20 protein-coding genes and 1 pseudogene are annotated in these 19,323 nt (G+C 34.7%); 6 read left to right on the forward strand and 15 right to left on the reverse strand.

From position 1 onward, the window contains the following. Nucleotides 1-113: 113 nt before the first annotated feature. Genes GA0061080_RS01670 through GA0061080_RS01685 form a run of 4 tightly spaced genes read right to left on the reverse strand, consistent with a single transcriptional unit; the run spans nt 114 to nt 3,372 of the window. Nucleotides 114-1,373 carry a sigma 54-interacting transcriptional regulator gene (locus GA0061080_RS01670; protein WP_091119988.1) on the reverse strand — a complete coding sequence of 420 codons (1,260 nt, stop codon included), beginning with the start codon at nt 1,371-1,373 and terminating at the stop codon, nt 114-116. After that, a complete protein-coding gene (nagZ, locus tag GA0061080_RS01675; protein ID WP_091119991.1) occupies nt 1,336-2,379 on the reverse strand; it encodes a beta-N-acetylhexosaminidase in 1,044 nt (347 codons plus the stop codon). Before nagZ ends, GA0061080_RS01670 begins: the two co-directional genes overlap by 38 nt. Beyond that, nucleotides 2,379-3,017: an LpoB-related protein gene (locus GA0061080_RS01680; RefSeq protein WP_091119995.1), complete on the reverse strand. Its 639-nt coding sequence runs from the start codon at nt 3,015-3,017 to the stop codon at nt 2,379-2,381. The genes nagZ and GA0061080_RS01680 overlap by 1 nt, the downstream gene beginning before the upstream one ends. 7 nt (nt 3,018-3,024) lie before the next feature. Then, nucleotides 3,025-3,372, reverse strand: a complete 348-nt coding sequence (locus tag GA0061080_RS01685) for an HIT domain-containing protein (protein ID WP_091119999.1) — start codon at nt 3,370-3,372, stop codon at nt 3,025-3,027. Nucleotides 3,373-3,763: 391 nt separating this feature from the next. Between GA0061080_RS01685 and rpsF the strand changes: the two genes are divergently transcribed. From rpsF to rplI (GA0061080_RS01705), 4 genes are read left to right on the forward strand one after another with little or no spacing between them, the layout of a single operon-like run. Continuing rightward, complete coding sequence (rpsF, locus tag GA0061080_RS01690) at nt 3,764-4,147, forward strand: 30S ribosomal protein S6 (RefSeq protein WP_091120003.1); 384 nt, start codon at nt 3,764-3,766, stop codon at nt 4,145-4,147. Beyond that, the gene (priB, locus tag GA0061080_RS01695; RefSeq protein WP_091120007.1) at nt 4,131-4,439 is read left to right on the forward strand and encodes a primosomal replication protein N; all 309 of its coding nucleotides are present in this window, start codon (nt 4,131-4,133) and stop codon (nt 4,437-4,439) included. Before rpsF ends, priB begins: the two co-directional genes overlap by 17 nt. 4 nt (nt 4,440-4,443) lie before the next feature. After that, the gene (gene rpsR / locus GA0061080_RS01700) at nt 4,444-4,671 is read left to right on the forward strand and encodes a 30S ribosomal protein S18 (RefSeq protein WP_025314965.1); all 228 of its coding nucleotides are present in this window, start codon (nt 4,444-4,446) and stop codon (nt 4,669-4,671) included. A gap of 22 nt (nt 4,672-4,693) precedes the next feature. Beyond that, the gene (gene rplI / locus GA0061080_RS01705) at nt 4,694-5,143 is read left to right on the forward strand and encodes a 50S ribosomal protein L9 (protein WP_091120012.1); all 450 of its coding nucleotides are present in this window, start codon (nt 4,694-4,696) and stop codon (nt 5,141-5,143) included. A gap of 133 nt (nt 5,144-5,276) precedes the next feature. Here rplI (GA0061080_RS01705) and GA0061080_RS01710 read toward each other — a convergent pair whose 3' ends face one another. After that, on the reverse strand, nt 5,277-5,504 hold the full coding sequence (locus GA0061080_RS01710) for a ChaB family protein (protein ID WP_091120015.1): 228 nt from the start codon (nt 5,502-5,504) through the stop codon (nt 5,277-5,279). Between the two features lie 208 nt (nt 5,505-5,712). On the opposite strand from GA0061080_RS01710, the gene GA0061080_RS01715 reads away from it, so the two are divergent. Continuing rightward, on the forward strand, nt 5,713-6,702 hold the full coding sequence (locus tag GA0061080_RS01715; protein WP_209435692.1) for an alpha/beta hydrolase family protein: 990 nt from the start codon (nt 5,713-5,715) through the stop codon (nt 6,700-6,702). 128 nt (nt 6,703-6,830) lie between these two features. Further along, a pseudogene (gene rplI, locus GA0061080_RS01720) lies at nt 6,831-6,947 on the forward strand (50S ribosomal protein L9); the annotation flags it as partial. 53 nt (nt 6,948-7,000) lie between these two features. On the opposite strand, the gene ggt reads toward rplI (GA0061080_RS01720), so the two are convergent. The 10 genes from ggt to sstT all read right to left on the reverse strand — a co-directional run bounded on the left by ggt (nt 7,001) and on the right by sstT (nt 19,295). Then, entirely contained in the window at nt 7,001-8,704 is a 1,704-nt protein-coding gene (gene ggt / locus GA0061080_RS01725; protein ID WP_091120018.1) for a gamma-glutamyltransferase, read from the reverse strand. A gap of 611 nt (nt 8,705-9,315) precedes the next feature. Then, on the reverse strand, nt 9,316-10,665 hold the full coding sequence (celB, locus tag GA0061080_RS01730) for a PTS cellobiose transporter subunit IIC (RefSeq protein ID WP_091120022.1): 1,350 nt from the start codon (nt 10,663-10,665) through the stop codon (nt 9,316-9,318). 14 nt (nt 10,666-10,679) lie between these two features. Then, nucleotides 10,680-11,168, reverse strand: coding sequence for a hypothetical protein (locus GA0061080_RS01735; protein ID WP_141683073.1), 489 nt, complete (start codon nt 11,166-11,168; stop codon nt 10,680-10,682). Nucleotides 11,169-11,180: 12 nt separating this feature from the next. Beyond that, the gene (locus GA0061080_RS01740; RefSeq protein ID WP_091120197.1) at nt 11,181-11,519 is read right to left on the reverse strand and encodes a PTS cellobiose transporter subunit IIA; all 339 of its coding nucleotides are present in this window, start codon (nt 11,517-11,519) and stop codon (nt 11,181-11,183) included. A 14-nt stretch (nt 11,520-11,533) separates the two neighbouring features. Further along, a complete protein-coding gene (locus GA0061080_RS01745; protein ID WP_209435693.1) occupies nt 11,534-13,555 on the reverse strand; it encodes a BglG family transcription antiterminator in 2,022 nt (673 codons plus the stop codon). Nucleotides 13,556-13,701: 146 nt separating this feature from the next. After that, on the reverse strand, nt 13,702-14,019 hold the full coding sequence (locus GA0061080_RS01750) for a PTS cellobiose transporter subunit IIB (RefSeq protein WP_091120204.1): 318 nt from the start codon (nt 14,017-14,019) through the stop codon (nt 13,702-13,704). A 28-nt stretch (nt 14,020-14,047) separates the two neighbouring features. After that, complete coding sequence (locus tag GA0061080_RS01755; protein ID WP_091120026.1) at nt 14,048-15,484, reverse strand: 6-phospho-beta-glucosidase; 1,437 nt, start codon at nt 15,482-15,484, stop codon at nt 14,048-14,050. Between the two features lie 686 nt (nt 15,485-16,170). Then, nucleotides 16,171-16,398 (reverse strand): ChaB family protein, encoded by a 228-nt coding sequence (locus GA0061080_RS01760; RefSeq protein ID WP_065639159.1) that lies wholly within the window; start codon nt 16,396-16,398, stop codon nt 16,171-16,173. 437 nt (nt 16,399-16,835) lie between these two features. After that, entirely contained in the window at nt 16,836-17,831 is a 996-nt protein-coding gene (gene acuI, locus GA0061080_RS01765; RefSeq protein WP_091120029.1) for an acrylyl-CoA reductase (NADPH), read from the reverse strand. A 183-nt stretch (nt 17,832-18,014) separates the two neighbouring features. Further along, nucleotides 18,015-19,295: a serine/threonine transporter SstT gene (gene sstT / locus GA0061080_RS01770; RefSeq protein ID WP_091120033.1), complete on the reverse strand. Its 1,281-nt coding sequence runs from the start codon at nt 19,293-19,295 to the stop codon at nt 18,015-18,017. Between the last annotated feature and the right edge of the window lie 28 nt (nt 19,296-19,323).

Below are 19,323 nucleotides of genomic sequence, written 5' to 3' on the forward strand. Positions count from 1 at the left end.
GATATTGCATATATGTTAAATATCATTTATATTGATTAGCTCAACAGAGCAATATAAATGCATACTTCAATTTTGTTATGATTTTTGCTACAATATAGATAAAAATAAACCTATCACCGCCCTATCCCATAATCTCTCAACTTATTTGCAATCGCCGTATGCGATACACCTAATCTTTTGGCGAGTTTTCTTGAGCTTGGATATTTGTCGTAGAGTTTTAATAACACCTCTTTCTCGAATTGTTTAGTCATTTGATCTAGTGTTTTATTTTCAATATTGTTAGTCCAAGACAATTGCGATGGCGTCGAACTTGGTAATACGATATCTTTAGCGGTTAGTTTAGGTGTTTTCAATTGCGCTAATGCCGAATAAAGAATATTTTTAAGTTGCCTTACATTACCCGGCCATGAATAACTCTTCAAATAATCAATAGCATTATCGTCAACTGTTGGAGATGTGATGCCTTGTTTATTGGCAAATTCATTCACAAAAATACCCGTAAGTTGAGCGATATCTTCTTTACGTTCTTGTAAAGAAGGTAGATTAAGTGACAACACATTTAATCTATAATAAAGATCTTTTCTAAATTTTCCTTGTTCGACCAGATCGGCCAAATCAACTTTCGTTGCACAAATGATTCTAACATCGACATAAACCTCGTTATCGTCCCCCACACGACGAAAATAGCCATCGTTAATAAAACGCAATAACTTAGTTTGCATTTGAAACGACATTTCATCAATACCATCAAGCAAAACGGAACCGCCATTAGCTTGTTCAAAAAAGCCTTTTTTGCTCTCAATTGCGCCGGGGTAAGCGCCTGCTGCATGACCGTATAACTCACTTTCAACGACTTCATCAGGCATGGCTGCACAATTTAAGGCTAAGAAAGTCTGATCGCCACGAGGACTATATTGATGACAAGCTTTAGCCAATAAATCCTTACCGGTACCCGTTTCGCCAGATATTAATAACGGTTCACGTTGCATAGAAAACACTTTCGCTTGTGCAATGAGTTTTTGCATAACCACGCTTTGGGTAGCAAAGATATCAAAAGCATGGCAAGCTACTACGGTTATTTTTGATAAGCGTTTTTTTAGATAATCAATCGGTTGTAAAATAAATATTGTTTTAGATAATTCCATCACTTTTTGCAATAAAAAGTGCTGAGAATTTAAAACAATAATCGTATCATCTTGCTTATCCATATTAACGGTATTATCAAAACTAAAAATCGATTGATAATCAAAAGGTTGTTTTAATACCAAAGCCTTATCTCCCAACAACTTCTTAGCTATGTCGTTATAAGCAACCAGATGTTGGTTATGATCAATTTCAATGATGGCTACTTGCATAATCTGCCCACTTTTCATTAAGTTTGATTAAATTATCTCGGCGATTTTGCCATTTAGGATTTTTTATCAATTCAGCATAAGTGATTTTAGTCCGGGTTAATAAGCATTTTGCTTTATCTGATGTTAGCGGACTAACCTTATCTAACGCCATTAACTGCTCTAAAATAGCCATCGTTCCTTGCCGATTATTGCAAGCCAAAAGCAGATCACAACCAGCAGCTAACGCAGCTTGGGCACGCTCAGCATGATTGCCCATTACTGAAGCACCTTCCATTGATAAATCATCAGAAAAGATTACACCATCAAAATGTAATTGCTCACGAAGCACTGTTTTAAGCCAATATGGCGAACCGCTAGCAGGTTTATCATTAAAGGCAGGATAAATCACATGAGCAGGCATAATCGCATCGAGCTTATTATTAGCAATAAGCTTAGCAAAAATCTGCATATCGTGCTCAATCAATGCTTTTTCACGATGATCAACAGGCGTTTCTTTATGCGAATCGGCAATCACATGCCCATGCCCAGGAAAATGCTTGCCTGTTGTCTTCATCCCTGCAGCATGCATACCATCAATCATGGCAGAAGCAACTTGATAAGCAATATCGACATCTTGATGAAATGAACGTGTACCGATAGCAAGACAATCATGTCCCAAATCTAAAACAGGGGCATAGCTTAGATCGATATCAAACGCAATTAACTCCATAGCAAGAACCCAACCGGCATCAAAAGCCAAGGACTTTGCTTGCTCTAAGTTATTCAGAGCTGCAAACGATTGCGCAGGGGGAATTGCCGTAAAGCCCTCTCTAAATCGCTGAACTCGCCCGCCCTCATGATCGACCGAAATTAACAAACGTTGTGAGCTAGCTGCTCTAATTTGTTTAATTAATTCGTATAGTTGCGTAGGATCTTGGTAATTTCGGCTAAATAAAATCACCCCTGCCACCAATGGATTTTGTAACAACTTTTTATCGTCTTGAGTTAATGTTAAACCATCAACATCAATCAACAACGGCCCCATTATTGATTATCTCCAATTTGTTTTGATTGTGCATTACTATTGCTATCAGACGGTTTTGGAAAATCTTTCGACGCAACTCTAGTTAAGATTTCGCCACTTTTCGTTGAAAGTAACTCCATTGCTAAATCGGTATCAGTACTTTCGCTTGGCACTTTATAAATTGTTGTAAAAAGGACATAATTTGCATTCATCGATTTAGCCAGTCCAATCATCTTACCGCGTGACACAAGCTTATCATCAGCCGAAATACCCAGTGATTGTTTAGCTTGGCTTATCGCTTGTTGATCAACTACAGTGAACGTATTTTGTTTGTGCATTAATTGATGCAATGCATCAGCAATTTTATTACTGGCAAGATAATCACCACTACGATTTTGGATATCGCTAATTAAAATCAGCTTATTATCTGAGTCTAAAGAGGATAAATTCACTAATTTACTGATAAATGGTGACAATATTGAATGCCAATCAGTCTGCCTAACAATTTGCGGTGGTGTTTCAATCACGCCAGTACCATCAGGTTGATTAACATCAACAGGCGGTTTTACTTCGGTTTTTTGAGAGTTCCCAAGAAGATGACAACCCGCTAACAAAAAAGCTAATGAGCTAACAACAAATATACGCTTGATCTGTTTCATATCATGATTAACCTATTAATCGACCTAAATTTTTACCGCCTAATAAATGCATATGAAGATGGAAAACCTCTTGTCCTGCATCTTTATTACAATTCATAATTAAACGATAACCGCTTTCATCAATACCTTCTTGCTTGGCAATTTTAGCCGCAACCACCATCATATGCCCAAGAACGGCTTCATCTTCTTCTTGAATATCATTAACGGTTGGAATTAGTTTATTTGGAATAATTAACACATGAGTCGGCGCTTGAGGAGAAATATCACGAAATGCTGTCACCTTATCGTCCTGAAAAACAATATCAGCGGGGATTTCTTGTCGAATAATTTTGCTAAAAATAGTTTCCTGAGCCATCAAACCTTTCCTCTTATCTTACCTATATAGTTATACAAACATCTACTAATAACAATTCTATTGCGCGAAAGCATATCATATTTTACTAACAAAAATGTATAGAAATCGTTACATTTTACAATGCATTTTTACAACCACAAAAAACGGTCAGTAAAAACATTGATTTTATTAATTTTTTTATAGTTTCCACACAGCGATTTTATAAAAACAGATACTTACCATCAACAAAACGTAACATTGTCTTATAAAGAATCTTGGCATATTCATTTGTCAAGCACTATAACTTGATATATAATGCCCCGTCGATTTCAACCGCTTATTTTCATGTTCCTTGCTTTCAATGGGTTGCGGTTGCCCCGACAGAAAGCTGATTAATCCGTAGGGAGCGATAATGCGTCATTACGAAATAGTATTTATGGTTCACCCAGACCAAAGTGAACAAGTGCCAAGTATGATTGAACGTTATACTGGTACGTTAACCACTGATGGTGGTAAAATCCATCGTTTAGAAGATTGGGGTCGTCGCCAATTAGCCTATCCTATCGAAAAACTGCACAAAGCACATTATGTGTTAATGAATGTTGAAGCAACTCAAGAAGCGGTTAACGAACTTGAAGATAACTTCCGTTTTAATGATGCAGTAATTCGCAGTTTAATTATGCGTACTAAACATGCTGTAACTGAAACTTCACCAATGTTAAAAGCGAAAGATGAGCGTCGTAGCTCTGATGAAGAGTTTAACGAAACAAACATGGACGATGATTCCGAAGAATAATCGTTTAACGTTATCGGGTATTGTTATCAAAACACCGATACGAAAAATCAGTCCAAGTGGGATATCACACTGCCAGTTTTATTTAGAACATGTTTCTGAGCAAATTGAAGCAGAGCTCGCAAGGCAAGCATGGTGCGTAATGCCTGTGATTGTTAGTGGACAACATGAGTTAAGTTACATAAAAAAAGGCAGCAACGTTTTAGTTAGTGGATTTATAAGTACCCACACTAAACGCAACAAAACAAGTCAACTTGTTTTACATGCTGACCAAATTAAACTATTAGGAGAATAGCCAAATGGCACGTTATTTCCGTCGTCGCAAATTCTGCCGTTTTACTGCAGAAGGCGTTAAAGAAATTGATTATAAAGATGTTTCTTTATTAAAAAGCTATATCACAGAAAGTGGTAAAATTGTACCAAGCCGTATTACTGGTACTAGCGCAAAATATCAACGTCAATTAGCTCGCGCAATCAAACGCGCTCGTTACTTGGCATTATTACCATACACTGACAACCATCAGTAATTAGCAACAGAGGGAACATATAATGCAAATTATTTTACTCGACAAAGTTGCTAATTTAGGCAGCTTAGGTGATCAAGTTAATGTTAAAGCGGGTTATGCGCGTAACTTTCTGATTCCACAAGGTAAAGCAGTAGCAGCGACTAAAAAGAACATCGAATTCTTTGAAGCTCGTCGTGCTGAATTAGAAGCTAAGCTTGCAGAAACATTGAAAGCAGCTGAAGAGCGTGTTGCTCAAATCAATGCACTTGGTAAAGTAACTATTACTTCTAAAGCCGGTGATGAAGGCAAATTATTTGGTTCAATCGGTACTCGTGATATCGCTGATGCTGTTAAAGCTCGTGGTATTCAAGTATCAAAAAGCGAAGTTCGCTTACCAAATGGTGTACTGCGTACTACTGGTGAACATGAAGTGTTCTTCCAAGTACACAGCGAAGCATTTGCTAAACTTATTGTTGATATTATTCCTGAATAATCATCCAACAATAAATACAAAAAGCCCGTTCAAATGACGGGTTTTTTTATTGTTAAAATATAAAATTTTCATGCTATATGAAAAATTAAAAGTATAATAAATTCTTAGTTAATCATATTTATCAAATAAATACCTATTTAGCCACCCATTTACCCTCTTCATCTTTGTGGTAAACCTTTTCAACAGCCGCCCAAGCCACTTTAAAAGCAATTGTCTCGGGATTGCTATCATCACGCCGTTTATGCGGATCTTGATATTCTTTAATCGCACTATTAAACGCTTCCTTAAAAATATCCTGCGCATGTTCAGGTAAAACATGGCGCACTGAATCAGGTAAATCTTCACGTTTTTTATATGGCATATCATATTCCTCCTCATAATTTAGTTTTGAAGGTGAAACATTTAAATGATAATTTAAAATGATAATAGTAAAAGTAACAATATTTTACTACTTTATTGAAATACCTATATCTATTTATTGCTAAAGAACTAAAAATGCTTAAAATAAATTATCTTATTTTATAAGGAATTTACCATTTTTAAATAAAATTAAAAGGTTAATGAAAGAAATGATTAAAGAAAACACACACATAATTATTCGTGCAGCTGTGATTGCTATGGCTTTATTTCCATTATCAATACTCGCTAATAATTCATTTGAAAAATCAAATACAGTACCTCAAAGCAATGTTAGTTTACAAGAAGCAAGAGCTAACTTTAACACTAAAATTGTCAATCCAAAGGATTATAATGAAAAACCACCTATTCCACCTAAAGATATTTTTTCATTAGTTTATTATCCAGCAAAAGATGGTGATATGTCAGCGTATTTAACACCAGATCCTAAAGATGGGAAAAAACATCCTGCCGTGATTTGGATTAGTGGCGGATTTGGTGGACAAGGTGGTGACGATTTTTGGACGCCGGCACCTAAAACTAACGATCAAACCGGTAGTGCTTTTCGAAAGGCTGGATTAATTTTAATGTTACCAAGCTTTAGGGGGGAAAGCGGAAATCCTGGACAAGATGAAATGTTTTTTGGCGAAATTGATGATTTAGAAAAAGCTCGTCAGTTTTTAGCAGCCCAACCTTATGTTGATGCTAATAGAATTTACCTAGCAGGACATAGCACTGGTGGTACTCGCGTTTTATTAGCTAGCGAACTTTTAACAGGATTTAGGGCTATCTTTTCTTTGGGTGGTGTAAGTGATGTCAAAAAATGGTGGGGTAACGCTGATATGTCATTCTTGCCTTTTGATACAACTAGCGCCGAAGAATTTAAACTTAGATCACCTGGTTTTTTTATTGAATCAATCAAAACACCAACTTTTTACTTTGAAGGTGAAGAATATTACAACACAGACTTCAATATCCTATCGTCTATGGCAAAAGATAAAAATATTCCTTTTTATTCAAATATGATTAAAGGTGGCGATCATTTTACTATTATCTACCCAATCACCGAGTTAATTAGTCAAAAGATAATTAACGATACTAGTGAAAAGACAAACATTACTTTTACGCAAGAGGACATTAAAAAGATAGAAGATTCACTTTAAGTTAAATAATCTAAACAGACTAGCTATAATACATGCTAGTCTGGATTTATCTCATCTATTTACATCAATAAAAAAACGCCTTTTATTTGCTCGGCGAGCATTTTGTTTATCATAAATTCCAAGCATAAAAATGCGAAGTTCGCTTACCAAATGGTGTACTGCGTACTACTGGTGAACATGAAGTGTTCTTCCAAGTACACAGCGAAGCATTTGCTAAACTTATTGTTGATATTATTCCTGAATAATCATCCAACAATAAATACAAAAAGACCCGTCATTATGGCGGGTCTTTTATTATCTATTTCACAATAATTGATTTACCTCGACCTCTAATATCTGATACGGCTTCGGGTTTATTATTGTTAATTCTTATGGCTTGAATATCACCGCTAAAATCTTGTTGTTCAAAATGATATCCCATCTGTTTAAGTTTGTCTTTTAACTCCTCTGGTACTTTATTTTGAAAACGCTCAATAAAGATAAGATTCGTTGGTAATAGTTGATGATGATAACGCGGAGCATCCATTGCCGCTTTTAATGACATATGATTATCAAAAACATTTGTAACAACTTGGAATATTGATGTAAAAATCCTTGAACCGCCCGGTGTACCAATAATCATTGCAACATCATTATTTTTAATAAAAATACTCGGCGTCATAGAAGATAACGGGCGTTTATTGGGCTCTATCGCATTAGCATCTTTACCAACCACGCCAAATTGATTAGCAACACCTGGTTTACTACTAAAATCATCCATTTCATTATTTAGAATGATACCAGTACCTTCTATTACAACAGCAGATCCAAACCAACCATTTAGCGTGTAAGTATTTGATACCGCATTACCCCATTTATCGACAATTGAAAAATGGGTTGTCTGTAATTTTTCACGATTATTATCTAAACCGGGTTTAACTTGTTCAGTAACAGATATCGCTTTTGGATTAACTTGCTTCGCTCTTTCTGCAACATAATTAGGATCAATTAACTTCTCTACAGGCACAGTAATAAAATCAGGATCTCCCATATATTCAGCGCGATCAGCAAAAACACGTTTTTCGATTTCGGCCAATAAGTGAATATATTGTGCTGAATTTACTTTTACATTTTTAAAATCTTTAGCAAGGTCTTGTTTCATTAATAATAGCTGAATCAAACCAACGCCCCCAGAACTTGGTGGTGGTGCTGTAACAATTTGCATATCTTGCCAACTAGCAACTAGAGGAGTACGCCATTTAGCTTGATAATTTGCCAGATCACTTTCGCTAATTAGTCCATCATTTTCTTTCATTTGTTGGGCAATTAATTTAGCTGTTTCGCTTTTATAAAAACCGTCACTACCTTGATTTGCAATACGCTCTAATACTTTGCCAAGCTCAGGTTGTTTAAATATTTTTCCTTCTTGCATTGAACCAAAGTATTGCTTAAAGTGGCCATTAGCAGGTGCAAGTTCTTGTGCTTCTTGATAACGTTTAACTAGTTGTTTGTCTACAACAAATCCTTCATTGGCAAATCGAATAGCTGGTGCTATAACCTCTTTCCACGGTAATTTACCAAAACGTTGATGCACAGCCCACATACCTGCAACGGTCCCAGGAACGCCCGATGCTTTGTGAGAATATAAACTTAAATTAGGGATCACATTTTTATGTTCATCAAGATACATATCTTTATCAGCTTTGCTTGGTGCAACTTCTCGATAATCAATAAAATAAGGCTTACCGTCCATCCAAAGGGTCATAAAACCACCCCCTCCAATGTTACCCGCTTCAGGATAAGTTACAGCAAGCGCAAAGGCGGTAGCCACCGCAGCATCGGCAGCATTGCCTCCTTTTTTTAATATTTCTTGTGCAGCAATGGCACCATAATAATCGGGCGAAGCAACTGCACCAGCTTCTAATTTTTGTTTTATGTTTTCGACAGCAAGTACTTGTTGGCTTATCAGTAAAAATACAATAAAGTAGCAATACTTTATCAACTTACGTTTAAGATAAAACATTTTGCACCTCCTAATTAAAGTATTATTTATCGTACCCACTTAACAGCAAAATACATGAATCACATTAATAAATCCTGCAATAATCAGTTAAGGGGAATCATCAATATAACATAGAAAATAAAAATATTGAGTAAATATTGATCAGCCAGCCACAATGCAATGCTTTATCCTTACTTGTCATTTACATAGAGCACCAATAATTGCTAATACCTGAAATAAGATGATCAGTTAGTTTTACTCAATAAAGGCTGATAATTTAATGCAATCGATGATAATAAAACTCATCTATATAGAGATGCCTATCTATCTTATTTGATGAACATAAGTAGGAAATAGTTAAACTTTGGTGAAAATGTTATTAAGAAGTGTCAAATATGATGTATTTTCTTAATAAAGTTAGCGATAAAAACATAATCCGCTTAAATAAAGCGGATTTTTGTAAAAAAGTTTCAGGAAACACTACGTTTAAGTATAAAAAAGTAGTGAATTTAGTCAAAATGATTTCTTGATCCTCATAGAAAATAGGCGCAATTGATTTTTATGATTATCAATAAAAAAGAGCGTAATTCATTTAATTAAAGTATATACGCTCTTATCTAAAACATAAAAAACTAAGCTGTTTGAATTTGACTTTCTGACTTACCTTGTTCCTCTTTATACAATTTATTGTCATATAATTTGACAAAAGGCATATAAATTAGTAAAGCGACAACAGCTGAAAGTATCGCAACAATAGCGGCCTTGTAGTCTCCACCAGTACCAATAAATGCGCCTAATCCCATTGGTGATGGCCATGGAATTAATGCAATGATTGGATGGATAAAACCTGTATTAATCGCAAAATAACCTAATGTGCCACATACCATGGGGGCTAAAAAGAAAGGAAGCGCTAAATAAGGATTATATACAATCGGCATTCCAAAAATAACTGGTTCGTTAATATTGAATATTGCAGGTACTGCAGACGCTCGTCCTAAGATTTTTAGTTGGCTAGACTTCGCAAAAAACGCAATAAAAAATGTCATTAATAAGGTAGAACCTGATCCCCCTAAAATCACAAGTGAATTATTAAATTCACCCGCAAAAGGAATATGAGCGCCTGCCGCATTTTCAGTCATATTAGTTAACATAATCGGGGTAATAAATGCCCCAATAATACTCGCACCATGAATCCCAACCACCCATAATGCATGAATTAAAAATAGGATAACCATAATACCCAACCAACTTTTAGTGAGATTGGTTACAAAGGCAAATGGCACGGCAATAATATTGAAAATATCAGTACCAAAATAGATCAAAATACCATTAAGGATGATCACAAAAAAAGCAATCACAAAAGTTGGGATCAGTGCGGTAAAGGATCGCGAAACACCTAATGGCACTGTTTCAGGCATTTTTACAACCCAGTTGCGTCTGACGCATAAAAAATAGAGATGAGTCGCCACAATAGCCATAACGATGGCAATAAATATCCCCGATGTCCCCAACCGAAAGACAAAGGGTTTTAAGCGTAGCCCATTAAAGACTAAATTATTTTTATCATTAAGTAAGGTAATCGCACCATTTTGCATGACCAATTCAGGCAAAGTCATGAAAAAAGCAAATACTGATAACATTGCACCATTAAGTGCATTAACTTTAAGACCAGTTTCTTCTGCTTCGATTTTAGTTAGTTCATAACCAACAACAAAGTTAAAATAAAGGGCCAAAATACCGATTGTCGCGGTATTAGCAATCATATAAAGATCACTCACTCTAAAAAAAGTATTCTGAAAAAAACCTTCTAATCCAGTAAATGTCACTGGCAACGTGTTGAATACTAAAAACATAGAGCCAACAATAGAAAAAGGTACTGACGCCATTCCCGCCGCCATTACAGCTCGAACAATTTTAAATTGTGATATTTTCGCCATCGGCGTCATCAGATATTTCTGCAAAATAACAAATCCCGTATTCATTTTGTTTTCCTCATCTAATTAATAAATTCTTCGTAAGCTTGGATTCTTTTAAAATGCTGATCCCGATTATGTTGAATATTATTTAACTTTCTAAGCATTAAAAACGTAATAATTAAACTCACCGTCAGTAATACCATTAATACATGTAAAGCATCTGGTGTCTGTTTTAAAAATGGAAAGAAAAATTGATACAAAGGGGTATAGAGCGTAATCATTAGTGCTATAAAAACTATCATTAAGGCACAATAAAATAACCGAGCATAAGGCAATTTATTGCAATGATTACGATAAAGTTTAATTTGTTCCCATGTGGTAAGTATGCCCAAAACAAAAAGAGCAAGCGGTAAAATAGCGACTATTGACAATGAACCTATTAGAAAGGTTGCCCAATAAAGATTCAAAAATAAAAAAAATGCGGTGGTATAGCGAATCACTAAAAATCGATTAAAATAGAGATTAGTTAGGCTGATTTTTTTATGCATGGTTAGCTTTTCTGTCATCATGCTACTCCTTATTTAGCCCTTTAATGTTGTTTCTAGTTCATGATGTTTTTCATATAAATGTAACATTTCAATCGCCATTTCTCGAAAACTCATAGTTGTCATTAAGTGATCTTGTGCATGTACCATAATAATTTCCATCGTGATTTTGGTACCATTTGCATAATTTTGCAGTAGTTCTGTTTGTGAATGATGTGCTTGCAAGATCTCTTTATTTGCTTCATCAAGAAGCTGATTTGCGGCAATAAAATCAGCTTGCCTCATTGCTTTAAAAGCCTCGTGGATTTTGGTTTTAGCATTACCACTATATAAAATAATATTAAAAGCGATAAGTTGAATATCCTCTGAGCTCATTTCTTTATTCATTGCTATACCTCTTTTTCAATAAGTTGGATAAAAAGTCGTTTAAATTGATCAAAGTTTTGTGATTTCAATAGTTTTGATTGCATTTCTAAATCATCAATCAAGTTAACAATCGCTTTTGTCATCATCGCAAGAGTCGGATTTTGATAAATCGAGGGTGAAATCATAAAGATAAAGTGAATTTTTGGATAATTGTGATCCCAAAATAATCCATCAGGAATAATTGCAATGCCAATTTTAGGCAATTTTCCCACTGGCATTGCTGGATGTGGCACTACGATAGTTGGGCTAAAGAAAATATCACCTAATAGCATACGATTTTCCATTTGCTTTATCATCAGTTGTTTATAATCACTAGTTTCATTTAGCGCTAAAAGATCAAGTAAACAATTTAAAACTTGTTCTTTATTTTGCGGCTGTTCACATCGGTAAAAATAACCAGCGGATAAATCATCTACTATTTGCAAAGCATCAATAACATGATCTAAAGATCTTGACTTTGATATTGGTTCTTTATGTGTTGAAATAAGCATATTAGGTGACGAAAGATGACGGCGAATTTTTTGTACATCATCTTCGGTAAAAAATACTGAAACATGAAAAACTGGGACTTTAAATACTTTTGATGAGAGATCCACCGACGAGATAATAAAATCAATCTTGTCTAAGATCTTCGGCTCAATTTCATAATAGCCTTGCGTGGCAACAATTTTGATTCTTTCATTAAATTCACATTCAACGCGATTTTTTAGTAGTTGAGCACTACCAAGACCTGTTGCACAAATAATTAATACTTTGGCTTTTTGTTCATTTTTCAGTTTTTGAATCGAAGCTAAAAAGTGCAAAGTCAAATAGCCCCATTCATCATCATGAATAGTAAATTTTTTAAGCTCAGGAAGCTGGCTAAGGTAATTTTTAACTAACTCAAACAATTCTGGAGAATTGGCTTTAATTTCATTAAGCAATGGATTTTTCAGTTTAATATGTTGCTTTAAACGAACAATCATTGGTTTTAAGTGTTGGATAATGCCGTTTTTCAATTGCTCATCATTTAAAAATAAATATCCCGTCTCTTGTTCTATCTTGATGAGTAAATTAGTCAAAGACGAATACAACTCAGCATCAAAATCATTTTGGCAAAAATTTGATTTACTCATTAAATGTAAAGTTAAATACATTTGTTCTTCTTTTGGAAAACAAAAACCTGTTACCTTTTCAATTCTATTGATAATCTTTTTAGCGACTTGATATTCCAAGGTATTTTTTGTCGATTGTGACATATCAAGATTTTGAATAGAAAGCCCTGACTGTAAGCGTTTAATGCTTAATGACAGATGTAACACGATATTTTGTATCATTACATCAGATAATTTTATTTTTGCCTCACGGCATTCATCTAAAATAATGATGGTTAACGAATCAAAACTAATGACATCACTAAAGTTATTTAAATACGTTATATGCTGCAAAAGATTAATTGATCCATCATGGAAAAAATAACTCAAAATGAAATGTCGTTTTGCTTTTTCCTCGCCTTCAACATAAAACAGGGATTGGCTTTTTTTGACTGTCAGACCATACGGTTTAAGTTGATGCTTAATTTCTAAAATATCTTTATTGAGTTGGGAAGAACTAATAAATAATTGTTCAGCTAATGCTTCTATATCGATTTTTTGGCTTTCTAATAATAACAGATTAAGAATATGGTGTTTTCTTTGACATGCTTCTCGACAATTTGCTTGCTCTACATTGCGATCTAATAAATGATGCTCAATTAAAAATAAGTTGAAAGCTGTTCTGTCTTTAATTTGTAATTTGTAACCATAACCTTGTTTACTAATAATAGATCCACCGTGACTTTCAATTAACGATTTCAAATCATTAAGATAAGTGCGAACAGTACGATCTGATAATGCTAACTCAGTCGCTAGTAATGCACTGCTTTTAAATAGATCTTTAGAACGAACCAATAAACTAATAAGGTCACGCTGTTTATTTTTAATCACTATCATCCATACCTGTGTCATCAACTAAAACCATATTATTAATAATATAGTGAATACTTGTAACTATTACATAAGCACAATAAAGTAAGATAGTAAGGCGCTGCTATTTTAATAATCTATTCACAACGCCAAATCATATCGCTAAAGCCGATATATATTGATTTAAATTAGTTTATATTCTCCTCTACTAACTTAGCCAATTGTTCAATGCCTGATTGAATGGGTATATAAGCCTGAAAAGGAATACTGACAACAGGCTTACCGACTTCTTCCCCCAATTTTTTAAATTTATCAAGCATCATCATTGTTTGCGGACTAATTAAAAAAAGTGAAAAATCACTATTTTTAATCATATTCGCCCCTTCAGTTGCTGATACCGCATCAACCGAAACCGCTTTATCTTTGCTAGCAAAATATTCTGTCACTTTTTTTGCCATTAATGATGATGACATCCCTGCGGCACAAATAATTAATGCTTTTTTCATAAATTCTCCTAAAAAATAGTTATATGCTTTATAAAACTTCACCATTAGACTCAATGACTTTTTTAAACCATGCAAATGAGGCTTTGCGGCTACGTTTTAGTGAACCGTTACCTTTGTTGTCTTTATCAACATAGATAAATCCATAACGTTTTTCCATTTCGCCAGTCCCTGCTGAAACAAGATCAATACATCCCCAAGGAGTGTATCCCATCAAATCAACACCATCTTCTTCAACAGCTAGCTTCATTTGTTTAATATGTTCACGCAAGTAATCAATACGGTAAGAATCGTGCACGCTACCATCAGCTTCGAGCTTATCGTAGGCGCCAAAACCATTTTCAACTATGAAAAGCGGTAAACGATACATATCAGTTAACCAATTAAGTGTATAACGAAGTCCCTCAGGATCGATTTGCCAACCCCAGTCTGATTTTTTAACATATTGATTGCCGATCAGATCGGTTTTTTCGTTATATTCATAGCTTTCATTATCTTCTTTTTTCCTAATTGCATTAGACATGTAATAGCTAAAGCCAATGTAATCAACTGTTCCATTTTTCAAGATCTCAAGATCTTGATTGGTGATATCAAGTTTAAAATCTTTACGTTGCCAATAATTTTTAATATGGTTTGGATACTGACCATGGACATGAACATCACCAAAAAAATATTTACGTTCCATCGCCTTTTGTGCCATTAGAATATCACCTGGTTTACAAGTCTCTGGGTAAATAGGGATCATCGCCAACATACAGCCTATTTCAAAATCAGGGTTAATAGCATGGCCAATTTGTACCGCTTTAGCACTAGCAACTAATTCATAATGTGCAGCTTGATACATAATCTGCTCGCGATCGTCGCTTTGTTTATAGAAAATACCTGAGTTAGTAAACGGTGCAAAATCTTCATTAAAGTTAGCTTGATTATTGATTTCGTTGAAAGTCATCCAATATTTGACTTTATTTTTATAACGGTCAAAGCAAACTTCTGCAAAGCGAACAAAAAAGTCAATTAATTTACGATTGCGAAAGCCACCATATTCAGTAACAAGATAATAAGGCAATTCAAAGTGGGAAAGGGTAACAACCGGCTCAATATTGTATTTTAAGCATTCATCAAAAAGATCATCATAAAATTTTAACCCTTCTTCATTTGGCGCAAGTTCATCACCTTTTGGAAAGATACGAGTCCAAGCAATAGAAGTACGAAAACATTTAAAACCCATTTCGGCAAAGAGTTTAATGTCATCTTTATAGTGATGATAAAAATCAATAGCGTCGTGATTTGGGTAATATTCACCGTCAATAACACCTTCAGTAATTTTACGGTAACTTTTTGGTGAACCAACAGTCATCACATCAGCGACACTTATTCCTTTTCCACCAACTTGCCAAGCACCTTCTAATTGATGAGCAGCAACAGCACCTCCCCACAAAAAATCTTTTGGTAAACCTTTATTTTTCATAATCAAGTACCTGTGTTTATTGATAATTCAAATTTAGTATAAAAGGAAAAAAATAGAATTACTAACCAACTTTTTCCGTATTGATCAGGAAAAATAAAAGTATATTTTGGAGGAAAGTTATAAATTAATATTAGTAAGATGAGTTACTTTTTTTGATATTTAGAAATTTATCGGCATACGATAAAGATAAAAAAATAATTTTAAATTTTAAATAGTTAAAGCAAAATCTTAAATAAATTCGTCAAACTCATCAGCCTATTTCGAAGGCACAAATTCGATAATATGGTATTGAGTAATGTGATGAATATAAAATGAATCTTCCTTTATGATTAAAATTGCTGTTTCTTGCTTTCTACTTAGCAAACAATCATTCCGCCTATGCGTGGAACTTTTCGACCTGATGCTATAAAATGTCCCAGCTCGTAATAGCTTTCCAGATAACTAATATATTGCTGTTAATTACGTTTTACTTCGTTAATAGGTTTAAAGTAAGTCAGAGAAAAATAAACAGCGTTTATTTATAACTAGGATAAAAAAGAAAACCAATATAATAAATCCGTTTTTACTTGTGATAGAAATAATCTAATCCTAACTTATTTTATTCTCATAAAAGTAATGATTAGTAAAAAATTAGGATAATATAAATTATTTCTATCAAATTATTATTTAACTGGGATGCCTAATGATTATTTACGTTGCCATTTACCATCTTCCCCCTTGTGGTAAACCTTTTCGACTGCTGCCCAAGCCACTTTAAAAGCAATCGTTTCGGGATCACTATTATCACGCCGCTTATGCGGATCTTGATATTCCTTAATCGCGCTATTGAATGCTTCTTTAAAAATATCTTGTGCGTGTTCAGGCAAAACATGGCGTACTGAATCGGGTAAATCTTCACGAGTTTTATATGGCATATCACATTCCCTCATAAATTAATCTTAGATGACTGAAAATTTAAAATGGTAATGGTAAAAATAGCACTCCAACGAATTTATTCCCATTTATAAAATAATACAAGCGCTAATTTCATTTAAGAACTTGCTGATGTGATCTAACGAGTCGGAATACCTCACATTGTTGATAGTAATTTCAGCAATGACAGTAATGCATATATCTAACGCCGTATCCCAGATAAGCGATATGGCGTCTATATCATAAAAAATCACCGTTATTAATTAGCTAAATATTTATGCTCAGTCATCCAACCATTTATAGTGTGTTAAAAAAAGCTCGATTGAAGATAAATTAAGATAGCAAGCTAAATTTTTGTAAAAAATATTCAGGAGTCTATACCGTTTCGTGGTTGATTAACAGTAATTATCAAGATACCACTGTTTAGCAATACCTAGATTCATTTGTTTACATCAACAACAAAGCGCCCTTTTATTTTTCCTGCGATCATTTTATTTGCCACTTCAACACACTCGTTTAATGTGATTATTCTGCCGATATAAGATAAGATATCTTCATCCAGATGCTGCGCTAATAAACTCCATGCTGTTACACGTTTATCATAGCTTGCCATGACACTATCCACGCCAGCCAAAGTTACGCCACGTAAAATAAATGGTGCAACCGTTGCAGGTAAACTCATTCCTTGAGTAAGCCCACAACAAGCGACAATACCGCCATATTGAGTTTGAGCACAAGCATTGGCTAAAGTGTGCGAACCAACCGCATCAACAACCGCTGACCACTGTTCTTTTTGTAAGGGTTTACCTGCTTCTTTTAAAATTTGACTATCGATAACATTAACTGCACCGAGTTTTTGTAGATAATGTGCTTCATCGATTTTACTGGTCGATGCTGTGACTTGATAACCAAGTTTAGTAAGTAATGCAACGGCAATTGAGCCAACTCCCCCACTTGCCCCTGTCACAAGCACCATACCATGGTGTGGTTTTATTCCAAAATCGATAATTCGCTCAACACATAACGCAGCTGTATAACCTGCTGTGCCAATGACCATGGCTTGATAAGGCGTTAGATTGTTAGGTAGTGGAATCAGCCAATCCGATTGAAAATAGGCATATTGTGCCAAACACCCCCAATGCGTTTCGCCACAACCCCATCCATTTAATATAACTATATCGCCTTTTTGATAACGACCACTGCGACACTCTAGCACAATACCAACACCATCAATACCTGGTACCATTGGCCATTGCCTAACTACAGGGCCTTTGTTGGTTAAAGCTAGCGCATCTTTATAGTTAATACTTGAATAGGTTACTTGGATTAAGGTATCACCTTCTTGCGCTAATAACTGCTGTTTACTAATACTCTTTAAGGAGCATGAAAACCCCGTTTTTTCTTCTTTCGATAAAACAATGGCATTAAATGGCATAGTGTCTCCTCATCACATATAGTATCGGAACATCTAAATAATATAAGAAACAACTTAAATATTAGATGTTTTTTAATAATAAAGAGCCATTCGAGAAAAAGCAATGTGATATGTTTGGTTGTGAGGAATAAATAAAAACTGAGCTGATAATAACAAATTACCATACTCAGTTATAAATGAGAGTTACCAATTAGATAGGTTTGAATACTTAATTTTAGTCGTATTATTTTGCTTTTTCTGCGCTGCTGATGAAACCGCACCAATAAATACAACATCACTTGATGAATTTAATGCAGTTTCAACCGAATCTTGAATTACACCAATGGCAATACCAATTCCAATTACTTTAGCCGAGATTTCATTCGGTATACCAAACATACTGCAAGCAACTGGAATAAGCAGTAACGATCCCCCAGCAATGCCCGATGCACCACAAGCACACACTGAAGTTACAATACAAAGTAATACCGCAGAATAGATATCAACATGTATACCGGCACTAACTGGCATTGAGTTCACTGTTGCTAGTGTTAACACCGTAATGGTAACAGCTGCACCCGACATATTAATTGCCGCACCGAGTGGCACTGCAACGGTATAGGTATCTTCATCCATATTATATTTTTTACAGATTTCCATATTGACAGGAATATTGGCAGCTGAGCTACGTGTAAAAAAAGCAGGGATCGCGCTTTCTTTTAAAGCGGTAAATACGAGTGGATATGGGTTTTTTCGCATAACTAGATAAGCGAGTAATGGGTTGATAACCAATGCAACAATCACCATGCAAGAAACTAATACAATTAATAAATGCGCATATTTTTCGATCTCATCAAAACCTGTTTCGGCTAATGTTGAAGCAACAAGCCCAAAGACGCCTAAAGGCGCAAATCGGATAATAATTCTGACAATAAACGAAATAGCATAAGACAAATCATTCATCATCGTTTTAGTGGTTTGACTGCTATGTCTTAATGCCAAGCCAATACCAACTCCCCACACAATAAGGCCAATATAATTTGCATTCATCAGCGCATTAATTGGATTGTCGATCATTTTGCCTAGTAACGTTTTTAACACCTCGGTAATACCATTAGGCGGAGAAAGCTCAAGGTTATTTAGTGTGTCACCAAATGAAATTTGCGATGGGAATAAAAAACTGGCAACGGTGGCTAATAATGCAGCTAACATCATACCAACAAGATAAAGAGTAATTAACGATCTCATATTCGCTTGTTTACCGTGTTGGTGATTTGATATTGAAGAAATTACTAAAATAAGCACAAGAAGAGGGGCAACTGATTTTAGGGCGTTAATAAAGAGATCGCCTAATAATGACATATTTAGTGCTGTATTTTTAGATACATCAGCAAGTATAGCGCCAAATATTAAACCTAATAAAATCTGTAATACTAACCCAACTTTAAAATAAAAACGGACCAGAGGATGAGATGAGTGTGCCATTCTACTTTCCTATTTATTAAAGATAATT

The organism is Gilliamella intestini, from assembly GCF_900094935.1.
GTDB lineage: Bacteria > Pseudomonadota > Gammaproteobacteria > Enterobacterales > Orbaceae > Gilliamella > Gilliamella intestini.